General features: G+C 35.1%; 20 protein-coding genes. 2 read left to right on the forward strand and 18 right to left on the reverse strand.

All coding sequences use genetic code 11. The features are described 5' to 3' along the window. Positions 1-11: 11 nt before the first annotated feature. Complete coding sequence (locus tag GXM17_RS13435; RefSeq protein ID WP_163399841.1) at positions 12-1094, reverse strand: glycosyltransferase family 4 protein; 1083 nt, start codon at positions 1092-1094, stop codon at positions 12-14. Positions 1095-1101: 7 nt separating this feature from the next. Then, positions 1102-1872: a hypothetical protein gene (locus GXM17_RS13440; RefSeq protein ID WP_163399842.1), complete on the reverse strand. Its 771-nt coding sequence runs from the start codon at positions 1870-1872 to the stop codon at positions 1102-1104. 780 nt (positions 1873-2652) lie between these two features. Between GXM17_RS13440 and dinB the strand changes: the two genes are divergently transcribed. Both dinB and GXM17_RS13450 read left to right on the forward strand, forming a co-directional pair. Then, complete coding sequence (gene dinB, locus GXM17_RS13445; protein ID WP_163399843.1) at positions 2653-3735, forward strand: DNA polymerase IV; 1083 nt, start codon at positions 2653-2655, stop codon at positions 3733-3735. Positions 3736-3796: 61 nt separating this feature from the next. Then, entirely contained in the window at positions 3797-4312 is a 516-nt protein-coding gene (locus GXM17_RS13450) for a PAS domain-containing protein (RefSeq protein WP_163399844.1), read from the forward strand. Between the two features lie 49 nt (positions 4313-4361). Here GXM17_RS13450 and GXM17_RS13455 read toward each other — a convergent pair whose 3' ends face one another. The 16 genes from GXM17_RS13455 to GXM17_RS13530 all read right to left on the reverse strand — a co-directional run bounded on the left by GXM17_RS13455 (position 4362) and on the right by GXM17_RS13530 (position 19072). Further along, positions 4362-5135, reverse strand: coding sequence for a Bax inhibitor-1/YccA family protein (locus GXM17_RS13455; protein WP_163399845.1), 774 nt, complete (start codon positions 5133-5135; stop codon positions 4362-4364). Positions 5136-5297: 162 nt separating this feature from the next. Next, positions 5298-6689 carry an NADH-quinone oxidoreductase subunit N gene (locus tag GXM17_RS13460; RefSeq protein WP_163399846.1) on the reverse strand — a complete coding sequence of 464 codons (1392 nt, stop codon included), beginning with the start codon at positions 6687-6689 and terminating at the stop codon, positions 5298-5300. Positions 6690-6745: 56 nt separating this feature from the next. Further along, complete coding sequence (locus GXM17_RS13465) at positions 6746-8188, reverse strand: complex I subunit 4 family protein (protein ID WP_163399847.1); 1443 nt, start codon at positions 8186-8188, stop codon at positions 6746-6748. Positions 8189-8199: 11 nt separating this feature from the next. Next, on the reverse strand, positions 8200-10083 hold the full coding sequence (gene nuoL, locus GXM17_RS13470; protein ID WP_163399848.1) for an NADH-quinone oxidoreductase subunit L: 1884 nt from the start codon (positions 10081-10083) through the stop codon (positions 8200-8202). Positions 10084-10089: 6 nt separating this feature from the next. Beyond that, positions 10090-10410 (reverse strand): NADH-quinone oxidoreductase subunit NuoK, encoded by a 321-nt coding sequence (gene nuoK, locus GXM17_RS13475; RefSeq protein ID WP_110346628.1) that lies wholly within the window; start codon positions 10408-10410, stop codon positions 10090-10092. Continuing rightward, the gene (locus GXM17_RS13480; protein WP_163399849.1) at positions 10410-10946 is read right to left on the reverse strand and encodes an NADH-quinone oxidoreductase subunit J family protein; all 537 of its coding nucleotides are present in this window, start codon (positions 10944-10946) and stop codon (positions 10410-10412) included. Before GXM17_RS13480 ends, nuoK begins: the two co-directional genes overlap by 1 nt. Then, positions 10947-11492, reverse strand: coding sequence for a NuoI/complex I 23 kDa subunit family protein (locus GXM17_RS13485; RefSeq protein ID WP_163399850.1), 546 nt, complete (start codon positions 11490-11492; stop codon positions 10947-10949). Between the two features lie 155 nt (positions 11493-11647). Continuing rightward, positions 11648-12703 carry an NADH-quinone oxidoreductase subunit NuoH gene (nuoH, locus tag GXM17_RS13490; RefSeq protein WP_163399851.1) on the reverse strand — a complete coding sequence of 352 codons (1056 nt, stop codon included), beginning with the start codon at positions 12701-12703 and terminating at the stop codon, positions 11648-11650. A gap of 2 nt (positions 12704-12705) precedes the next feature. Further along, on the reverse strand, positions 12706-13737 hold the full coding sequence (locus GXM17_RS13495; RefSeq protein WP_163399852.1) for an NADH-quinone oxidoreductase subunit G: 1032 nt from the start codon (positions 13735-13737) through the stop codon (positions 12706-12708). A gap of 91 nt (positions 13738-13828) precedes the next feature. Further along, complete coding sequence (gene nuoF / locus GXM17_RS13500; protein ID WP_163399853.1) at positions 13829-15199, reverse strand: NADH-quinone oxidoreductase subunit NuoF; 1371 nt, start codon at positions 15197-15199, stop codon at positions 13829-13831. Between the two features lies 1 nt (position 15200). Then, positions 15201-15731 (reverse strand): complex I 24 kDa subunit family protein, encoded by a 531-nt coding sequence (locus GXM17_RS13505; RefSeq protein WP_163399854.1) that lies wholly within the window; start codon positions 15729-15731, stop codon positions 15201-15203. A 50-nt stretch (positions 15732-15781) separates the two neighbouring features. Then, positions 15782-17020 (reverse strand): NADH-quinone oxidoreductase subunit D, encoded by a 1239-nt coding sequence (locus tag GXM17_RS13510; RefSeq protein WP_163399855.1) that lies wholly within the window; start codon positions 17018-17020, stop codon positions 15782-15784. Between the two features lie 25 nt (positions 17021-17045). Next, entirely contained in the window at positions 17046-17567 is a 522-nt protein-coding gene (locus GXM17_RS13515) for an NADH-quinone oxidoreductase subunit C (protein WP_163399856.1), read from the reverse strand. Between the two features lies 1 nt (position 17568). Continuing rightward, positions 17569-18117, reverse strand: coding sequence for an NADH-quinone oxidoreductase subunit B (locus tag GXM17_RS13520; protein ID WP_163391742.1), 549 nt, complete (start codon positions 18115-18117; stop codon positions 17569-17571). Between the two features lie 154 nt (positions 18118-18271). Then, complete coding sequence (locus tag GXM17_RS13525; RefSeq protein WP_163399857.1) at positions 18272-18637, reverse strand: NADH-quinone oxidoreductase subunit A; 366 nt, start codon at positions 18635-18637, stop codon at positions 18272-18274. A 240-nt stretch (positions 18638-18877) separates the two neighbouring features. Beyond that, positions 18878-19072: a cold-shock protein gene (locus GXM17_RS13530; RefSeq protein WP_007137066.1), complete on the reverse strand. Its 195-nt coding sequence runs from the start codon at positions 19070-19072 to the stop codon at positions 18878-18880. Positions 19073-19157: the final 85 nt, after the last annotated feature.

Consider the following 19157-nt stretch of genomic DNA (forward strand, 5'->3'; position numbering starts at 1 on the left):
CACATTCCACATTACTTTCTATTCCTTAAGCTTTTGTAAAAGTTGTAGAGTTTAGATTTTTTTTTTAAATTTTTCGTTTGTATTTTTATACTTCTTTTAAATGCTAGTTTTTTAATAGTCAGATAATTATAGTAATTAATTTTGTATTTTCCCCGCTTATTATTATCATATTCTCTGATTATTCTCAAGTAAACTTGTTCTAATTGGGTCACTATGGAGAGAAAATCAGCTTCTTTCCGAATAAAATTTGAGACTTTAGAAATGTTTTCACAATCATATTTCCTGATTTCATTAACAATGAGATCCGTTTGTATTTTACGGGTCATCAGTTTCATTCCAAAGTTATATTTTCTGTAATGTGACATGTTTTCTGGTGTCACCATCCCAGCCAATCCTCTAAAATCACATACAATTACTGCTGCACCGGTAGCCATAGATTCAATTGCGGCTTTAGCTTTTGCAAACACAATATCATATTGTCCAAGAATATCTTCAGGGATCATAGTAGCATTATGATTACCGCTGCCAATCAATTCTATTTCGATGCCTTGAGATAAACAGGCTTCTCTTATCGGCGGAAAAATATCTGTTTGAGACATATAATTAGAAAAGGCCAAAGCTTTTTTTGGTATTGGCGAAATAACTTCTCTTTGTTTAAAACGTGATAAATTTGCCCAGTTATAAATTACTTCAACATCCTCATCTGCAAACCCATTTTCAAGACAATAACGTTCTTTGCAATTATAATCTACAGCGGCATATTGTAAAATGTTAGGATGTTTAAAAGGATAGTCCATTACATTTGTCCTGTCATGGATAAAAAACAGAATAGGTGTTTTTTTAAAGAAGCGTGCAGCTTTTATGGCAGTTAAATTGTGATGGGCATGGATACAATCAGGTTTCTGTTTTATTTTTTTTAAATCCGTACAAACGTGTATTCCCTGTTGTAACAATGTTTCTGCCAGGTGACCCATTATATAAGTAAATACTTCAACGTGATGTCCGCGTTTATATAATTCTATGGCTAAATCGTGTACATATGTTTCTGTGCCAGAGGGTTTGTTTAAAACATAATTTGTAATTAAAATATTCATTACTTAATTAATTATTATGCATCAGACAAATTTCAGCAATTGGCTTGATGTGTTTCTCAAACTCAATACAATTTTTATATGCTCCTGATGCCACTCTTTTTCTTCCTACTTCTTCATAATAAGGATAGTCCGTCTCCCAGTTAATAATTTGTTTTAAGTCTGTAATTTGACCGTAGAATTCCCAGGCAAAGGATGAAATACCGAAGCGTTCAATAGCCATCTCTATTTCTGATTTTAATTCAGGATAATTAAGTCCAGCCTTTATTTTCATGTTAAGTTCAAGTTCATTAAGTTCAAGAGATAAAGTGTTAGGGCTTTCTTTTTGTGACAAAACATCTGGTGCTTTGTCAAGTACGAAATCGTAATTTTGAATCGACTTTGAAGGATTTATGTTTTGCAACTCATCAACAATCCCATTAATCATGTATCTGCAAATATCATGGGTTGGATTAAACCCCTCTAATGCGTCACCATATATTTCATCGTAATTGCTTTCTTTTACCGAGAATAGTAGTTGATTTTTTGCCTTTTTAATTTTATCCAGGTCACCAGATAAAATAATGTTATAAAGCTCTTTATCAGTAAACGGGGAAAAAGAATTTTTGAATGTTGCACCTAATGACTCTATTAGCTTTATAGACTGATGTAATCTCGAATCATTGTTTTGTCCGGACCCATCTGTTATAATGTAAACATCTGGTTTTAAATCTTTTAAAAATTTGAACGCTCTTAATTCATGACCAGGATGTCCAATTATCAACGCTGATTTCTTTCCCATGCTGTAACTTTTTTTCTGTTAATTTTAAAAAAAAACAAAAATAATGAAATTATAATAGTATCCAAATGAAACATGAGTAAACACACAATTCATAAATTACTTTCTTAAGTTTAATGTATGTGAGGGAAAACGTTGTTAAGTTAAGCTGAAATCAATAATACCTTTTTGATTTTCAGTTGATTTACGTTTTATTTGATTTGTAACTTTATGATTTTCAGGAATAGTTATTTTTAAAAGTAAAAAAATCACCCGGGGGAAGGTGATTTAATTGGTAAATTGGTTTTTTGGTTTAGATAGTTCATCATGATAACAAAAAGATTCGCATCTATTTACGCCAGCTTTTTGTTTTTCTGATAATATTTTAAAACATGATGGGCACAATGATTAAGTTCTTAAAACTTGTGCTTTTTTCATGATATTATTTGTCTAGCTGTGATTTTCAATTCAGTCTCCCTGTATTTTACTATTAGCATCTGCTCCTGCATTAATCAATGTTGTCCTGCTGTCAAAATATAGTATAATTCATTTTCATTATGACAAATATATAAAAATATTTTTCGCAATGATTGATATATAAAAAAACTTATAATGTTTTTTAATTCTTTATTTTTTTTGAAATTAAAAAATATTGCTAATTTATTTGAGAAATTTTGAATTGCGAAACTTTATTATAAAATAAAAAAAATACTTTTATCAGGAATTGAATGATTTTTATTTTCTTAAGAGACATTTGGTAAATTTTGATAGCCCAGATTAGCTCTTCTTCTGTAAATTTGCAATATGTCTGAAACTCGGGTTTATCGAAAAATAATCCATGTCGATATGGATGCTTTTTACGCTTCGGTAGAGCAAATGGATAATCCATCTTTGCGGGGAAAGCCTATTGCGGTTGGTGGGTCAGAAAATAGGGGAGTTGTTTCTGCGGCAAGCTATGAAGCCAGAAAATTTGGTGTCAGAAGTGCTATAAGTGGTGTTTTGGCCAAAAAATATTGTCCCGAAATTATATTTGTTCGCCCTCGTTTTGATCGCTACAAAGAAATTTCGTCTAAGATTCATAAAATCTTTCATGAATACACAGATATGGTTGAACCACTTTCGCTTGATGAAGCCTATCTTGATGTAACTCAAAATAAAAAAGGAAATCCAAGCGCCTCTTTATTGGCTCAGGAAATCAGATTGCGGATTTTAAATGAAGTTGGCCTTACAGCCTCTGCAGGTATTTCAATTAATAAATTTGTAGCAAAAATTGCCAGTGATTACAATAAACCCAATGGTCAAAAAACAGTAAATCCTGATGAAGTAATTCCTTTTCTGGAAGATTTGCCTATTAGAAAATTTTATGGTGTAGGAAAGGTAACAACTGAAAAAATGTACCAGCTGGGTATTTTCACAGGTTTAGATTTAAAAAGCAAATCGCTTGAGTTTTTGGAAAAACACTTCGGGAAATCAGGAAAATTTTATTATTATGTGGTTCGTGGTATTCATAACAGTGAAGTAAAACCTTCACGAAATACAAAATCTGTAGCATCAGAACACACTTTTGATGTCAATCTGACCTCTGAAATTTTTATGTTGGAACAGTTAGAAAAAATAGCTGCCTCTCTGGAAAAAAGATTAAAAAGATATAATGTTTCAGGAAAAACAGTGACACTTAAAATTAAATACAGCGATTTTACGCAACAAACCAGAAGTAAAACGCTGCCTTATTTTATCTCTGATAAAAGCCTAATTCTTGAAACTGTTGAAGAGCTGTTGTATCAGGAACGAATGAAAGATTCTGTAAGATTGTTGGGTATCTCTTTGAGTAATCTCAATACAGAACAAAAAAAAGCGGTAGTTGTACAGTTGAAGTTTGCATTTTAAATGGATAAAAACCGGAATGTTCCTATAGATTTTTGGTTAATATAAGATATAAATTATTTTTATGAATTCTATGAATGAACCTGAAAAACCTTTTGATGAATCTGAAGCAAAGTTAAATTGCTATTCAGTTCCGGTACTTAGTTGGGATTTTCATTATGAATCCATAAATGAACTGAAAACATTTTCTTCCGATTTAAAAAGAATCAAACGTATTTCCAATATATTTAAATGGGACTTAACTAATTTAGATATAAATGAACGATTGAAAGACGAGGTTGTTATAATCACTGATCCGGAACTAAAAATAATTTTTGCTTCTGAAGGAATTGCTAAAATGACAGGTTATACTGAAAAAGAAGTTTTGGGAAAATTTCCCAAAATGTTTCAGGGCCCTTTGACTTCAGCTTTAGTTTTAAAAGAAATCAGAATTGCAATTGAAAAACAAATTCCTTTTGAAAAGACACTTTTAAATTATAAAAAAAACGCAGAAACTTATGATTGTCATATTCATGCTTTTCCGGTTTTTAATCTTAAAGGAGACTTATCACATTTTTTAGCTTTTGAAAAAGCGGCATAAAAAAAGCCTTTCTGAATTTCAAAAAGGCTTTTAAATTATTGGGAAGAAATTAATCTCTGCTTGCAAATTTTGATAATAATCTGAGGAATTCAATGTATAACCAAACTAAGGTAACCATTAATCCCATAGCGCCGTACCATTCCATAAATTTAGGCATTCTTTGCTGGGCACCCTTTTCAATTTGGTCAAAATCCAAAAATAGGTTTAGTGCAGCAACAATGATTACAAAAACACTAATTCCGATACTCATCAGTGAATTTCCATGATGTACAGGCGTATAGTCTGTAAACATAGAAACAATCCAGGATATTAAATAGTAAGTTGCTATTGCCAGAGTAGCAGCAATCACAACTGATCTGAATTGTTCGTTTACTTTTACTATCTTAAATTTATACAATCCCAGACAAACTAAAAATGTAACTAAAGTTGCTCCTACGGCATTAATTACGATTCCGGGAAATTTAACTTCGAAAATGGCAGAAATTCCTCCGATAAACAAACCTTCAAATAATGCATAACCTGGAGCCAGGTAAGGAGAGGCTTGTGGTCTGAATGCTGAAATTAAAACTAAAATAAAGGCAACAATTGCACCACCAATAGTTGGCAGCATTGCATTCATTCCGTTAAATGCCATCCACCATGTCAGCATTGCTCCGGCACATAACAATAAAAATAAAATAGCTGTTTTATTGATAGTCCCGGATATAGTCATATCCTGATTATAATCAATAATTTGTGCTTGATGCACTTCTTCAGCTTTTGAAACAGCGTTTGATGAGAAACGTTTGTCGCTTAAAAATGGATTTTTCGAATTGAAGTTCATATTTCTAATACATTTATTTGTAGTCAAATATAAGTAGTTTTTTTGATGTGCAATTGTTTCTGTAAACTTTTTAACATGATTTTTTCTTCTGAATAAATTCACTTAAAAGCAAAAATCCATCCTCAGGGAGAATGGATTTTTTATGTATCTGGATTGAGATTTTTAATTCAATAAGTCTAAAACTAGTGATGGAAATAAACCTAAAACAATATTCAGTGTAATCGAAACAACCGCCACAGCGTAAATAAGAAACGGTTTTCCGGTGCGCTCCTCATTAGGCTCTTTAGAATACATAGCCAGTATCAGTTTGAAATAATAACCAACGCTAATTATAGAATTAATGACAGCTACTATTACAAGGATAATATGACCAGCCTGAATGGTTTGATTAAACAAAAATAATTTGGCAAAAAATCCTGAGAAAATCGGAATCCCGGCCATAGATAATAATGAACCGGTTAATATCGCAGCCAACAGCGGATTTGTTTTTCCTAAACCGTGAAAGTTCGTAATATCTTCGTTATGCTGATTTTTACATACATATAAAATTACACTAAACGCTGCGATACCAGCTAAAGCATAAGCTGCAGTATAATATAATAGAACTCCTGCAGAAGCTGCAACAGTCAGGAAAGTCATTAACATGAAACCTGCATGAGAAATCCCTGAGAAAGCCAGCATACGTTTTACATTTACCTGACGCAATGCCATGATGTTTCCAACGGTCATGGAAGCAATTGAAATAATTACTATGATATTCTCGAAAGTGTGTAAATGATCCTGATTTTCTAAAGACGGTATTAAATTTAAACCTGAAATTAATTTAAACAGAGTTGCAATTGCGACTACTTTTGCCAAAGTACTCATTAAGGCAGTGGTCAAGGCAGGAGAGCCTTCATAAACATCCGGGGCCCAAAAATGAAAAGGAACTGCGGCAATCTTAAATAACATTCCGATGGTTACCAAAATCATTCCGATAGGAAACCAGATCGGCAGTTCGGCGGATAAAGAAAATTCGCTGATTTCAACTACATCGAAACTTCCCATTGCCCCGTAGATTAGACAAATTCCGAATAAGATAATTCCTGATGCGAATGATCCCATCAAAAAGTATTTCATACCGGCTTCGTTGCTTTTCAGATTCAAACGTTCGCTTGCGGCAAGAACATAAAGTGCAATAGACAAAATTTCAATTCCTAAGAAAAACATAGCTAAGTTTCCAAACGAAACCATAGCAACGGCTCCTGCTAATAAAAATATTTTTATAGCAATAAAATCAGAAATTTTTGTCTGATGGTTTTCATAAAAATTATGGCTTAACGCTACAAGAAAAATAGTTAAGATGACAAACAATGATGAAAAGGCAGTAGAGAATTTACTCACTGTTATCATATTGTAGTAGTAACTTTCTGTTGATCCAAATTCATAAAAATTAAGCGCCAATACACCCAATAAACCTAAAATGGTAAATGGAACGATGCCCTTTCTGAAATTTAGAATTTCAAACAATAGGCAGAAAACACCTAATCCTGTTATAGCTATTAATGTATTCATTTTTGTTTTTTTGATTTAGGAAATCTAAAACGCCCTAATTTATTTTATTTAAAATATTAATTTTTATTGATAACGTTTAAAATTGTTTCTAAACTTGGTGTAATCAAATCTGTAATTGGTTTTGAATAGAAACCAAAGAATAACAAAACAGCAATTATTACAGCAAATGAAATTCCTTCGTTGAGGGTAACATCTGCAAAAGTTTTAGAATTGGTTTCACCCAACATGACGTGCTGGAACATTCTTAGCATATAATAAGCTCCTAAAATAATGGTAGTTCCCCCAAGAATAGCAAACCAGATATTGATTTGGGAAAGACTGTATAATACTGTAAATTCTCCAACAAAATTAAACGTACCAGGCAAAGCAACAGAAGCCAATACCAAAATCAAAAACATGGAGGTAAATTTAGGAGCCTGGGTACGAATACCACCCAATTCTGAAATGTTTCTGGTTTCAAATCTTCTGAAAATTACTTCAGCGGCGTAGAACAAACCAACAACTACAAAACCGTGAGCAATCATTTGCAGAACCGCTCCGCGTAAACCATCAAGAGTTAAAGTGTAAGATCCCGCAGCAATTAATCCTACGTGGGCAAGAGACGAGTAAGCTAATAATTTCTTTAAATCTTTTTGTCTTAAAGCTACGATTGATCCGTAGATAACGCCTGCAATTCCTAAACCAATAAAAATATAAAGATATTCTTTTGCAGCAAGCGGTGCTATCGGCAATTGCCAGCGAATTACACTATACAATCCCATTTTAAGCATGATACCGGATAAAAGCATTGTTCCAACAGTTGGTGCTTTTTGGTACACATTTGCCTGCCATGTGTGGAAAGGAATAATTGGAATTTTAATAGCATAAGCGAAAAAGAAAGCTAAGAAAATCCAGAATTGCTCACAGGAAGATAATTCTAATTTATATAAATCTTCAATTAAGAAACTTCCGTTTGCTTTTTGAGATAAATAAATGAAAGCAGTTAACATGAATAATGAACCGGCAAGTGTGTAAATAAAGAATTTAACCACTGCTTTTCTGCGTTCGTCCGCATCTCCGTTACCCCAGATCAGAGCAATAAAGTAAATTGGAATTAAAGCTAATTCCCAGAAAATGTAATATAATAAACCATCAGCAGCCAGGAAGGTTCCTGTCATTGCAAACGCCATGAACAAAATTAATCCATAAAAACTTTTAGCATTTTTATATTCATTTCCAAAAGAAGAAAATATGATGATCGGGGTTAACGCCAGAGTTAATAAAACCATTGCTAGCCCAAGTCCGTCAGCATTTAAAGCGAAAGCAATTTTAGGCTGAGTAATCCAGTTGCAGATTACACTGATATTTACACCAGCATTATAATTATTCAATAATACAACTGAACATCCTAAAGCTGCTAAACTAAATAGTAAAGCAACTTTTGAAGCTAGTTTGTCACCAGAAAAATAAGTGGCAAATGCACCAATTAAAAGTATAATTAATATAGTAGAAACGTTCATAGTGATAAATATTATTGAGCTAAAAATATATAGGATACGATGGCACAAAGACCTAATACAAAAACAAAAAGATATAATCCAATACTTCCGGTTTGTATTTTTTTACCCTGAAAAGCTAATTCGTCTGTTATTTTTCCTAATCCGAAAACAAGTGTCGATAAGCCAGTTTCGATATAGTCTCTGAAGAATACTGATAATCCGTTTACAGAACGAACAAATATGGCATCATAGATTTCATCAACGTAATATTTATTATACAAAACTTTGGTTAAACCAGTAATGTTTTCATCTGATTCAGGAACATTATTTTGTTTGAAATATTTGATGTAAGCAATTAAAATTCCTAATAATCCGCCTAAAACAGCAACACCCATTAAAGTATATTCTGTGGTACCTAAATGCTGCTCTTCTCCGGCCACTTTCGTGAAAAGAGGAGCCAGATATTCATTTAGCCAGCTGTTTCCAGGAAGGCTGATCAGTCCTCCAAAAGTTGCTAAAATCGCCAGAATCATTAAAGGAAAAGTAATCAATGCCCCACTTTCATGTAAATGATGTTTTTGTTCTTCAGTTCCTCTGAATTCTTTAAAGAAAGTTAAGAACATTAAACGGAACATATAGAAAGCTGTCATAATAGAAGCAACAGATCCAACAACGTATAACGGAATACTGTGGTGGAAAGCTGTCAATAAGATTTCATCTTTAGAAAAGAATCCTGAAAAAAACGGAACTCCTGAAATGGCCAATGAAGAAATCAACATGGTCCAGAATGTGATTGGCATTGCTTTACGCAACCCACCCATTTTACGCATATCCTGCTCGCCATGCAATCCGTGAATTACAGATCCTGAACCTAAGAATAAACATGCTTTAAAGAAAGCGTGAGTGATTACGTGAAAGACAGCTACTTCATAAGCGCCAAATCCTAAGGCTAAAAACATTAATCCTAATTGTGAAACAGTAGAGTAAGCCAATACTTTTTTGATATCGTTTTGAACTAATCCGATTGTAGCGGCAACTAATGAAGTGATAGCACCAATAACAGCAATTACAGTTTGAACATCTGGCGCTAAATCGAATACGAAATTTAATCTCGTTACCATGAAGATACCAGCAGTTACCATTGTTGCAGCGTGAATCAAAGCAGAAACCGGAGTTGGTCCGGCCATCGCATCTGGTAGCCAGGTGTACAACGGAATTTGAGCAGATTTACCGCAAGCTCCAATAAACAAACATAAAGCCGCTAAAGAAAGTAATGGCAAATTTAAGTTTGAAGCCCCGGCAATTGCAGTTTTCAAAGTTGCATAATCTAATGTAGAGAACATCGATCCGATGATGAACATTCCGATTAATAAACCTAGATCCCCAATTCTGTTCATGATGAAAGCTTTTTTCGCTGCATCATTGTAATCCTGGTTTTTATGCCAGAAACCAATTAATAAGTACGAACAAAGTCCAACACCTTCCCATCCAATGAAAAGTACTAATAAGTTGCTTCCAATTACAAGCGTAATCATAAAGAAAACGAACAAATTCAGGTAAGAAAAGAATTTGTGCAGGTTTTCGTCATCGTGCATGTAACTTATAGAATATAAGTGAATCAAAGATCCGATTCCGGTTACGAACAATAACCAAAGAACTGATAACTGATCTAATAAAAATCCAAGATTGATTTTTAAGTTACTAATCTGAATCCAGTCAAATAAAGTAACCTCTATCGCTTTTCCGGTTGTGGTAATCTGATTAAAAAGTAAAAGGGTAACGATAAAAGAAATGGCTACAGCCAAAGTTCCAATTGTTCCTGAAACTGTTTTGCCTAAGCTTTTTCCAAAGAAAACATTGATTAAAAATCCTAAAAAAGGAGTAAGTACTAAAAGTAAAGCTAAATTGGTATCCATTTCCATTTATCCTTTTAAATTTTTTAAATTATCGATACTAATCGAACCTAAATTTCTAAAGATCGAAACTAAAATAGCCAATCCAACCGCAACTTCAGCCGCTGCAACTGCCATCGAAAAGAACACGAAAACCTGTCCCTGGGCATCCTGATGATAAGTTGAAAAAGCCACAAATAAAAGGTTTACTGCATTAAGCATGATTTCGATAGACATGAAAACAATAATAGCATTTCGTCTGTACAATACACCAAAAATACCAATACAAAAAAGTACAACACTTAAAAAGATGTAGTTTTCTATACCTATTTGATTTAATATATTATCCATTATTTTAATTTTTCTTTTTTAGACAATAATACTGTTCCAATCATTGCCACCAAAAGCAAAATCGAAGCAAATTCAAAAGGGACCATATATTCGTTCAGCAATATTTTACCCAAAACTTTAATAGACTGGAAATCCTCTCCGGTTGAGTCATATCCACCAACAATTGGCTTGGAGTTGATAAAAATGGCAATCAATACAATAAGAATTAAACAGAAAGAAACGATGGCTCCCAAACGGGTAATTCTCGGCCTGTGTACCTGATGGCGTTCGTTCAGGTTCATTAACATGATCGTAAACAGAAAAAGAATCATAATCGCACCAGAATAGACTATAATATGTACAATAGCTAAAAACTGAGCATTTAATAATAAATAATGACCTGCAATCGAGAAGAAACAAATTACCAAATAAATCGCAGAATGAATAGGATTTCTGCTAAAAATGGTCATAAAAGCGGTTGCAATTGTAATAAAAGCTAAGAAACAAAATATAACTTGTACAGTAGTTGCGTGAGCAAGATCAGGAATATGTATCATTTAATTAGCGTTATTAAGTTGAGCATTTTTGATAGCCATTTCCAAAGGCATCACTAATCTGTCTTTTCCAAAGATAAAATCTTCTCTTTCGTAACTCGAAGGAACCAATACTTTTGAAGTTGTCAGATAGATAGCATCTTTTGGACAGGCTTCTTCACATAAACCGCAAAAAATACAGCGCAGCATATTGATTTCGTAGATCTCGGCATATTTTTCCTCCCTGTACAAATGCTTTTCGTCAGCTTTACGCTCGGCAGCTTTCATAGTAATCGCTTCAGCAGGGCATGATAAAGCACACAAACCGCAGGCAGTACAGTTTTCCCGTCCTTGTTCATCACGTTTCAGCATGTGCTGGCCACGGTAAACAGGACTCATTTCACGAACTTGTTCCGGGTAATGAATAGTAGCTTTTTTCTTGAAAAAGTGTTTGATCGTAATCAATAACCCTTTTACAATCGCCACAAGATACAATCGCTCCCAAAAAGTCATCTCTTTATTAGAGACCAACTTTTTTCTACCCGATAATGATATAGTTTCTATTGACATTTAAAGTATATTTTGTGATTCAATTTGATGATTAGACCAAATCCAATCTATTTCATTTTTTATTTAGTAGCTAATCCTGCTATCCGCTGTATCTTTTATGGTGAACCCCACCATAAAAGGATGCCGCTGCTATCAGGGCTAGGGCTTTACGGTTATTAGAACCCTAAGAAAGCAGCCAGATCGTGTCTTAAAATTACAATTCCGGTTACGATGATATTTGCAATTGACAAGGGAATCAAAATTCGCCATCCCAAATTCATTAACTGGTCATATCTAAATCTCGGAATCGTCCAGCGAACCCACATGTAGAAAAAGATCCAGAAACATATTTTAGCAAATAAAACTGCTATTCCTAATATGTTAGCTGTATTTACACCAACATTTTCTACCATCCACTGCATTCCCGGATAATTATATCCTCCAAAAAACAATACTGAAATAATAGTCGCAGAGATAAACATATTGGCATATTCAGCAAATAAGTAGAATCCCATTTTCATAGATGAATATTCAGTATGGTATCCGCCAATCAATTCCGATTCACATTCTGCCAAATCAAAAGGTGTTCTGTTGGTTTCTGCAAAGGCACAGATAAGGAAAATAAGAAAAGACAAAGGCTGATAAAAAACATTCCAGTTCATTCCGGCCTGTTGCTCAGAGATTTCTTTTAAGCTTAAAGTTCCGGTCATCATCAACAAGGCAATCATCGACAATCCCATAGCAACTTCATAAGAAACCATTTGTGAAGCAGCACGAACCGCTCCCATCAATGAGAACTTGTTGTTTGATGCCCATCCACCAATCATGATTCCGTAAACTCCAACTGAAACAACGCCAAAGAAGTATAACAAAGCAATGTTGATATCGGTAGCCTGTAATAAAATATCTCTTCCAAAAAGATGTAGTCTGTCTCCCCACGGAATAACAGCACTGGTCATCAAAGCAGTACTCATGGCAATTGCCGGCCCTACAACGAATAAAAATCTGTTTGGTGTATTCGGGAAAAATTCTTCTTTCGAAAATAATTTTAAACCATCAGCAAGAGGCTGCAATAATCCTCCCCATCCGGCGCGGTTTGGTCCTACACGATCCTGCAAAAAAGCAGCAACTTTACGCTCTGCCCAGGTAGAATACATGGCCATAATCATCGTTACGGCAAATACCACTACAATAACAACGCTTTTCTCTAAAATAAATGCACTATCTACCATCGTTAAGAATTTTTGTTGTTAGCGTTTAACGGAATTTCAGCCATACTGATCTTTTTACGGTCAACATCTCTACCCAAAAGAATATTCTTTTCGGTGTTGATTTGTACTTTCTCTAATTTTTGAGTGTAGTTGTTTTGGTTGATAACAGAATCTTTTTCAAATTCTCTTGGTCCTTCAATCACCCAGTCATTAACATCTTTATGGTCAAAACGGCAGCTGTTGCAGATAAATTCTTCTACTTCATGGTACTCATCTTTACGACCCGTAACACGCTGAATTTCGCCTCCAAACATCCAAACGGTAGTTTTACCACAGCATCCCGGAGTGGTGCATTCCCTGTGTGCATTGTAAGGTTTGTTGAACCAGACTCTTGATTTGAAACGGAAAGTTTTATCTGTTAAAGCTCCAACAGGACAAACGTCAATCATGTTTCCTGAGAATTCATTGTCGATTGCTTTTGAGATTCCTGTAGAAATATTAGCGTGATCTCCACGATCCAATACGCCGTGGACTCTGTTGTCTGTCAATTGATCTGCAACTTGTACACATCTTTGACATAAAATACAACGGTTCATGTGCAGTTGAATATTTGGACCGATATCTTCCGGTTCAAATGTTCTTTTTTCTTCGATATAACGTGATTTTGGATTTCCGTGTTCAAAACTTAAATTCTGCAAATCACATTCTCCGGCCTGATCACAAATTGGGCAGTCCAGCGGGTGATTGATCAACAAAAATTCCGTTACAGATTTACGGGCTTCTGTCACGCGGTCAGAAGATTTACTGTTGACCTCCATTCCGTCCATACATCCTGTTACGCAGGAAGCCATTAATTTTGGCATTGGTCTTGGGTCAGCTTCACTTCCTTTGGAAACTTCAACTAAACAGCAACGGCATTTTCCGCCGCTTCCTTTTAGTTTTGAGTAATAACACATGGCTGGCGGAACCAGATCTCCTCCAATCATACGTGCAGCCTGCAGGATGGTAGTTCCTGGCTCTACGTCAATACTTTGACCGTCTATGGTTACTTTCATCTCTCTTAATGATTTGAATGTCGAAAGTTTAGCTATTCAAAAGATTTGCTGTCCTTTTAATATATAACTTCGTAATTCTTTTATATTTTTATTATACGATTACCTTACCGCCTACCAAATGTTTCACTTGCGAAAATGGTTCAGCAACAAAATGATCTCTGTGTTTTATTTTTTCCGGGAAACGAACATGGTATTCAAACTCATCTCTGAAATGACGAATCGCTGCTGCTACCGGCCACGAAGCCGCATCACCAAGTGGGCAGATCGTATTTCCTTCAATTTTGCTTTGAATACTCCATAACAACTCGATATCTTCCTCACGGCCCTGACCGTTTTCAATTCTCCATAGTATTTTTTCCAGCCATCCGGTTCCTTCACGGCAAGGGGTACATTGTCCGCAGGATTCGTGATGGTAAAAACGTGCAAAATTCCAGGTGTTTCTTACAATACAGGCTCTGTCATCGTAAACAATAAACCCGCCAGAACCTAACATCGATCCGGTAGCAAAACCACCATCACTCAAAGATTCGTATGTCATTAAACGGTCTTCGCCATTTGCAGTTTTGAAAATCAGCTCTGCAGGTAAAATTGGCACAGATGAACCACCCGGAACCAAAGCTTTTAAAGGTCGGCTTGTAGACATTCCTCCCAGATATTCATCAGAATTCATGAATTCATCAACGCTTAAGCCTAACTCTATTTCGTAAACACCAGGGTTTTTAATGTTTCCTGAAGCTGAGATTAATTTCGTTCCTGTTGAACGGCCAAGACCAATTTTAGCATACTCATCACCAGAATTGTTTATAATCCACGGCACAGCTGCAATAGTCTCAACATTGTTAACCACTGTTGGGTTTGCCCAAAGACCTGATACAGCCGGGAAAGGCGGTTTGATACGAGGGTTTCCTCTTTTTCCTTCCAAAGATTCAATAAGCGCAGTTTCTTCTCCGCAAATGTAAGCTCCTGCTCCGCAGTGCACATATAAATCTAAATCGTAACCTGTACCTAATATATTTTTTCCTAACCAACCAGCAGCTCTTGCTTCGTTGATTGCTTTTTCCAAAATTTTGAAAACCCACATATACTCTCCACGGATATAGATGTAGGAAAGGTTTGCGCCAAGTGCAAAACTTGAAGTAATCATTCCTTCTATCAATAAGTGAGGAATAAATTCCATCAAATAACGATCTTTGAAAGTTCCTGGCTCAGATTCGTCAGCGTTGCAGACTAAATGTCTTGGTTTTCCGGATTTTTTATCAATAAAACTCCATTTCATTCCAGCCGGGAAACCAGCCCCACCACGACCTCTGATTCCTGATTTTTTTACTTCTTCAACAACTTCGTCAGGAGTAAGGGTTTTTAAAGCTTTTTCCACAGAAGCATAACCGCCGTTTTGACGATAGACTTCATAGGTCTTAATACCCGGAATGTTGATTTTGTCTAATAATATTTTCTTTGACATCTTATTTATCGTGTAATATTATTTTATCATCTCTGCAATCAGCGATTAACTGATCGATTTTTTCCTCTGTCAGTTTTTCTTTGTAGAAATCGCCTAACTGCAACATCGGAGCGTATCCGCAGGCACCTAAACATTCCACACCGGCAATGGTAAACATTCCGTCCGGAGTTGTTTCACCCATTTTAATGCCTAGTTTTTCAGAAGTGTAGTCCATTAAATTTTCAGCACCATTTAAACAACAACAAGAAGTCTGGCAAAATTCGAACATGTATTTTCCAATTGGTTTTTGGTTGTACATAGTGTAAAAAGTAACCACTTCGTAAACCTCAATTGGTTTGATATGTAAAATTTCAGCAACTTTATCCTGCAATTCGATACTCAGCCAGTTATCATGTGCATCCTGCACTTCGTGCAAAACAGGCAACAGAGCTGATTTTCTTCTGTCTTCAGGATAATGACTGATTAATTCATTGATGCGATTCATCAATGCTTCAGTCATATTTATTTCTTGTTTGTACTGTTTTCTTTCCATTTTTTTCTAAATCTGAAATCTAAAATCGTTAATCAACAATCTGAAATCTTTTAAGCGTCTAATTCTCCGGCAATTACATTTAAACTTGACAAAATAACAATTGCATCCGATAGTAAAGCCCCTTTAATCATTTCAGGATAAGCCTGATAATATATAAAGCAAGGTCTTCTGAAATGCAATCTGTATGGAGTTCTGCTTCCGTCTGTGACTAAATAAAATCCGATTTCTCCATTTCCTCCTTCAACCGGATGGTAAATTTCTGCAACCGGTACAGGAACTTCTCCCATTACAATCTTAAAGTGATAAATCAGGGATTCCATTGAAGTGTAAACGTCTTCTTTGGGAGGCAGGTAATAATCAGGAACTTCTGCATGATATTCGTTTCCTGGAGGCATTTTGTCCAACGCCTGACGAATAATGCTTAAACTTTCCCAAACTTCAGCATTACGAACACAAAAACGATCGTAAGTGTCACCTGATTTTCCAACAGGAACTATAAAGTCAAAATCCTCGTAAGATGAGTAGGGCTGTGCAACACGAACGTCATAATCAACTCCCGCAGCACGTAAGTTTGGTCCTGTAAATCCGTAAGCCATTGCTTTCTCTGCCGAGATTGCGCCTACGTTTACAGTTCTGTCAATAAAAATTCTGTTTCTCTCGAACAGGTTTTCGAATTCTTTCCAAACAGGAGGAAATTCTTCAAGGAAAGTATTCAGTTTTTTGAAAGCTTCAGGAGACCAGTCTCTTTCAAAACCACCGATTCTTCCCATATTGGTTGTCAAACGGGCACCACAAATTTCTTCGTAGATTTCGTATATTTTTTCTCTAAACTGGAAAACGTACAGGAAACCGGTATAAGCACCAGTGTCAACACCTAAAATCGAGTTACAGATTAAGTGATCTGTAATACGGGCGAGCTCCATTACGATAACTCTTAAATATTGAGCTCTTTTTGGAACTTCAATTCCCAGTAATTTTTCTAAAGTCATCCACCATCCCATATTATTGATAGGAGAGGAGCAATAGTTCATACGGTCTGTAAGAGGGGTAATTTGGTAAAAAGGACGGTTTTCAGCAATTTTTTCGAATGCTCTGTGGATGTAACCAATGGTCGGTTCAGCTTCCAGAATTCTTTCACCATCCATCAACAGGATATTCTGAAAAATACCGTGGGTAGCCGGATGTGTAGGACCTAAATTCAGAACTGAAAGCTCGCTTCCGTCTTCGTTAAGTTTGTCCTTTATTATTTTAGCATATCGATGCTCTGGTGATAATAATAGTTCTGACATTTTATAATGTTGAATTATTTATTTTTTAGCAATTTGTTGTTGTTCTTCCAAAGAATCTGTCGTCTTTATCCGTTCTTCCGCTGTCTTCCATTGGGAATTCCTTTCTCATAGGAAAAGAGACCATTTCGTCCATGTTCAGAATACGTTTCAATTGTGGATGCCCAATAAAGTTTATCCCAAAGAAATCATATGTTTCTCTTTCCATCCAGTTTGAACTTAAGAAAATATTTGAAATCGTTTTGATTTCCGGTTTCTCGCCGTTAAGATACACTTTGACTCTGATGCGTTTGTTGTCGTACCAGTTATGTAAATGATATACAATAGCAAACTGACGTTCTGATTCGTTATCCGGATAGTGAACACCGCATAAATCAGTTAGAAAGTGGAAACGTAAATCAGTATCATTTTTCAGGAAAAGAATCACGGCTGTAATTTTATCAGCTGAAACCTCTAAAGTGAAAATATCTCTTTCTTCATGAAAGTTAAAAACATCAGTATTGAATGTTTGTACAAGTTTATCCTGGATCAGTGTATTTTCTAAAGCCATTTTATGAGATATTATAGGAAGCTAATAATTCCTGGTATTCCGGAGAGCTTCTTCGTCTCACAGATTCGTTTTTTACCAATTCCTGCAGTTTCATTACGCCGTCAACAATTTGTTCGGGTCTTGGAGGACATCCAGGCACGTAAACATCAACCGGTATCACTTTGTCAATACCTTGTAAAACAGAGTAAGTGTCAAAAATTCCGCCTGAAGAAGCACAAGCTCCAACAGCAATTACCCAACGAGGCTCAGACATTTGTTCGTAAACCTGTCTTAAGATTGGTGCCATTTTTTTAGAAATAGTTCCCATTACCATTAACATATCAGCCTGACGGGGAGAGAAACTCACACGTTCAGAGCCAAATCGTGCCAAATCGTAATGTGATGCCATAGTTGCCATAAATTCGATTCCGCAGCATGAAGTCGCGAAAGGCAATGGCCAAAGAGAATTCGCGCGTGCCAGACCTACAACGTCATTTAGTTTTGTGGCAAAAAAACCTTCACCAACAACACCTTCAGGAGGGGCAACCATATTTACATTTGAATCGCTCATTTTATTTTAGATTTCTGATTTCTGATTTTAGATCTTAATAAATCTTGAAAATAGAAAATCAATTTTTTAAATCAGTTTATTTTGAGTTCAAACTTTAAATTGAAGCAGGCTTTAGATAATCTAAAATCTACATTCTAAAATCTGAAATCTCTTATTATTCCCAGTCTAAAGCTCTTTTTTTGATGATATAGAAAAAACCAATTAAAAGCAAAGCCATAAAAACAATCATTTTCAGCATTCCTTCAATTCCCAGCTCTTTAAAATTTACGGCCCATGGATATAGGAAAATAACTTCTACGTCAAACAATACAAACAAAATGGCTACAAGGAAATACTTTACTGAAAACGGAATACGGGCATTTCCAACAGATTCGATACCACATTCGAAGTTTTTGTCTTTTGTTTCTGAAGTTCTTCTTGGGCCTAATTTTCCGGAAATAATGATAGTGCCCACTACGAAGCCAACAGCCAGTATAAGCTGCATTAATATAGGTAGATAGCTGTATTGATCAGATTGCATAAACTTAGGTTTTTTACTTAAAAAATAGCAACAAAGATAGCTTTCAACTCTGTAAATCACAAGCTAAAAAATGATTTAAGTATAGTGCATAATATGGATTAAGTGTAATTTTTACTGATTATAAATAAAAGGTCAGACTTTTGCATTTTTTTAACAAGAAACCAAAAAAAAACGTTTCGAAATAAATCGAAACGTTTTCTAACCATTCAGAGGCAAAAAAAATAAAATGCTATATTTTTCTTAGATTACTGCTACTTTAGCAGCAACTTTCCCTTTTCTTCCTTCTTCTTCTTCGTAGCTTACACGGTCACCTTCGCGTAATTCTTCCGCGTTAATTCCTGAAGCGTGAACGAAGATGTCTTTTCCTGTTTCTTCGTCTGTAATGAATCCATAACCTTTAGACTCATTGAAAAATTTTACTGTACCTGTACGCATTGTAATTGTAATAATAATTTATAATAAAGCAAATGTAACATATTAACTGATACAAAAGACATGTACGTGTTAATTTTTTGTAAAA

Origin of the sequence: Flavobacterium fluviatile, from assembly GCF_010645065.1 — a bacterium.
GTDB classification, from domain to species: Bacteria; Bacteroidota; Bacteroidia; order Flavobacteriales; family Flavobacteriaceae; genus Flavobacterium; species Flavobacterium fluviatile.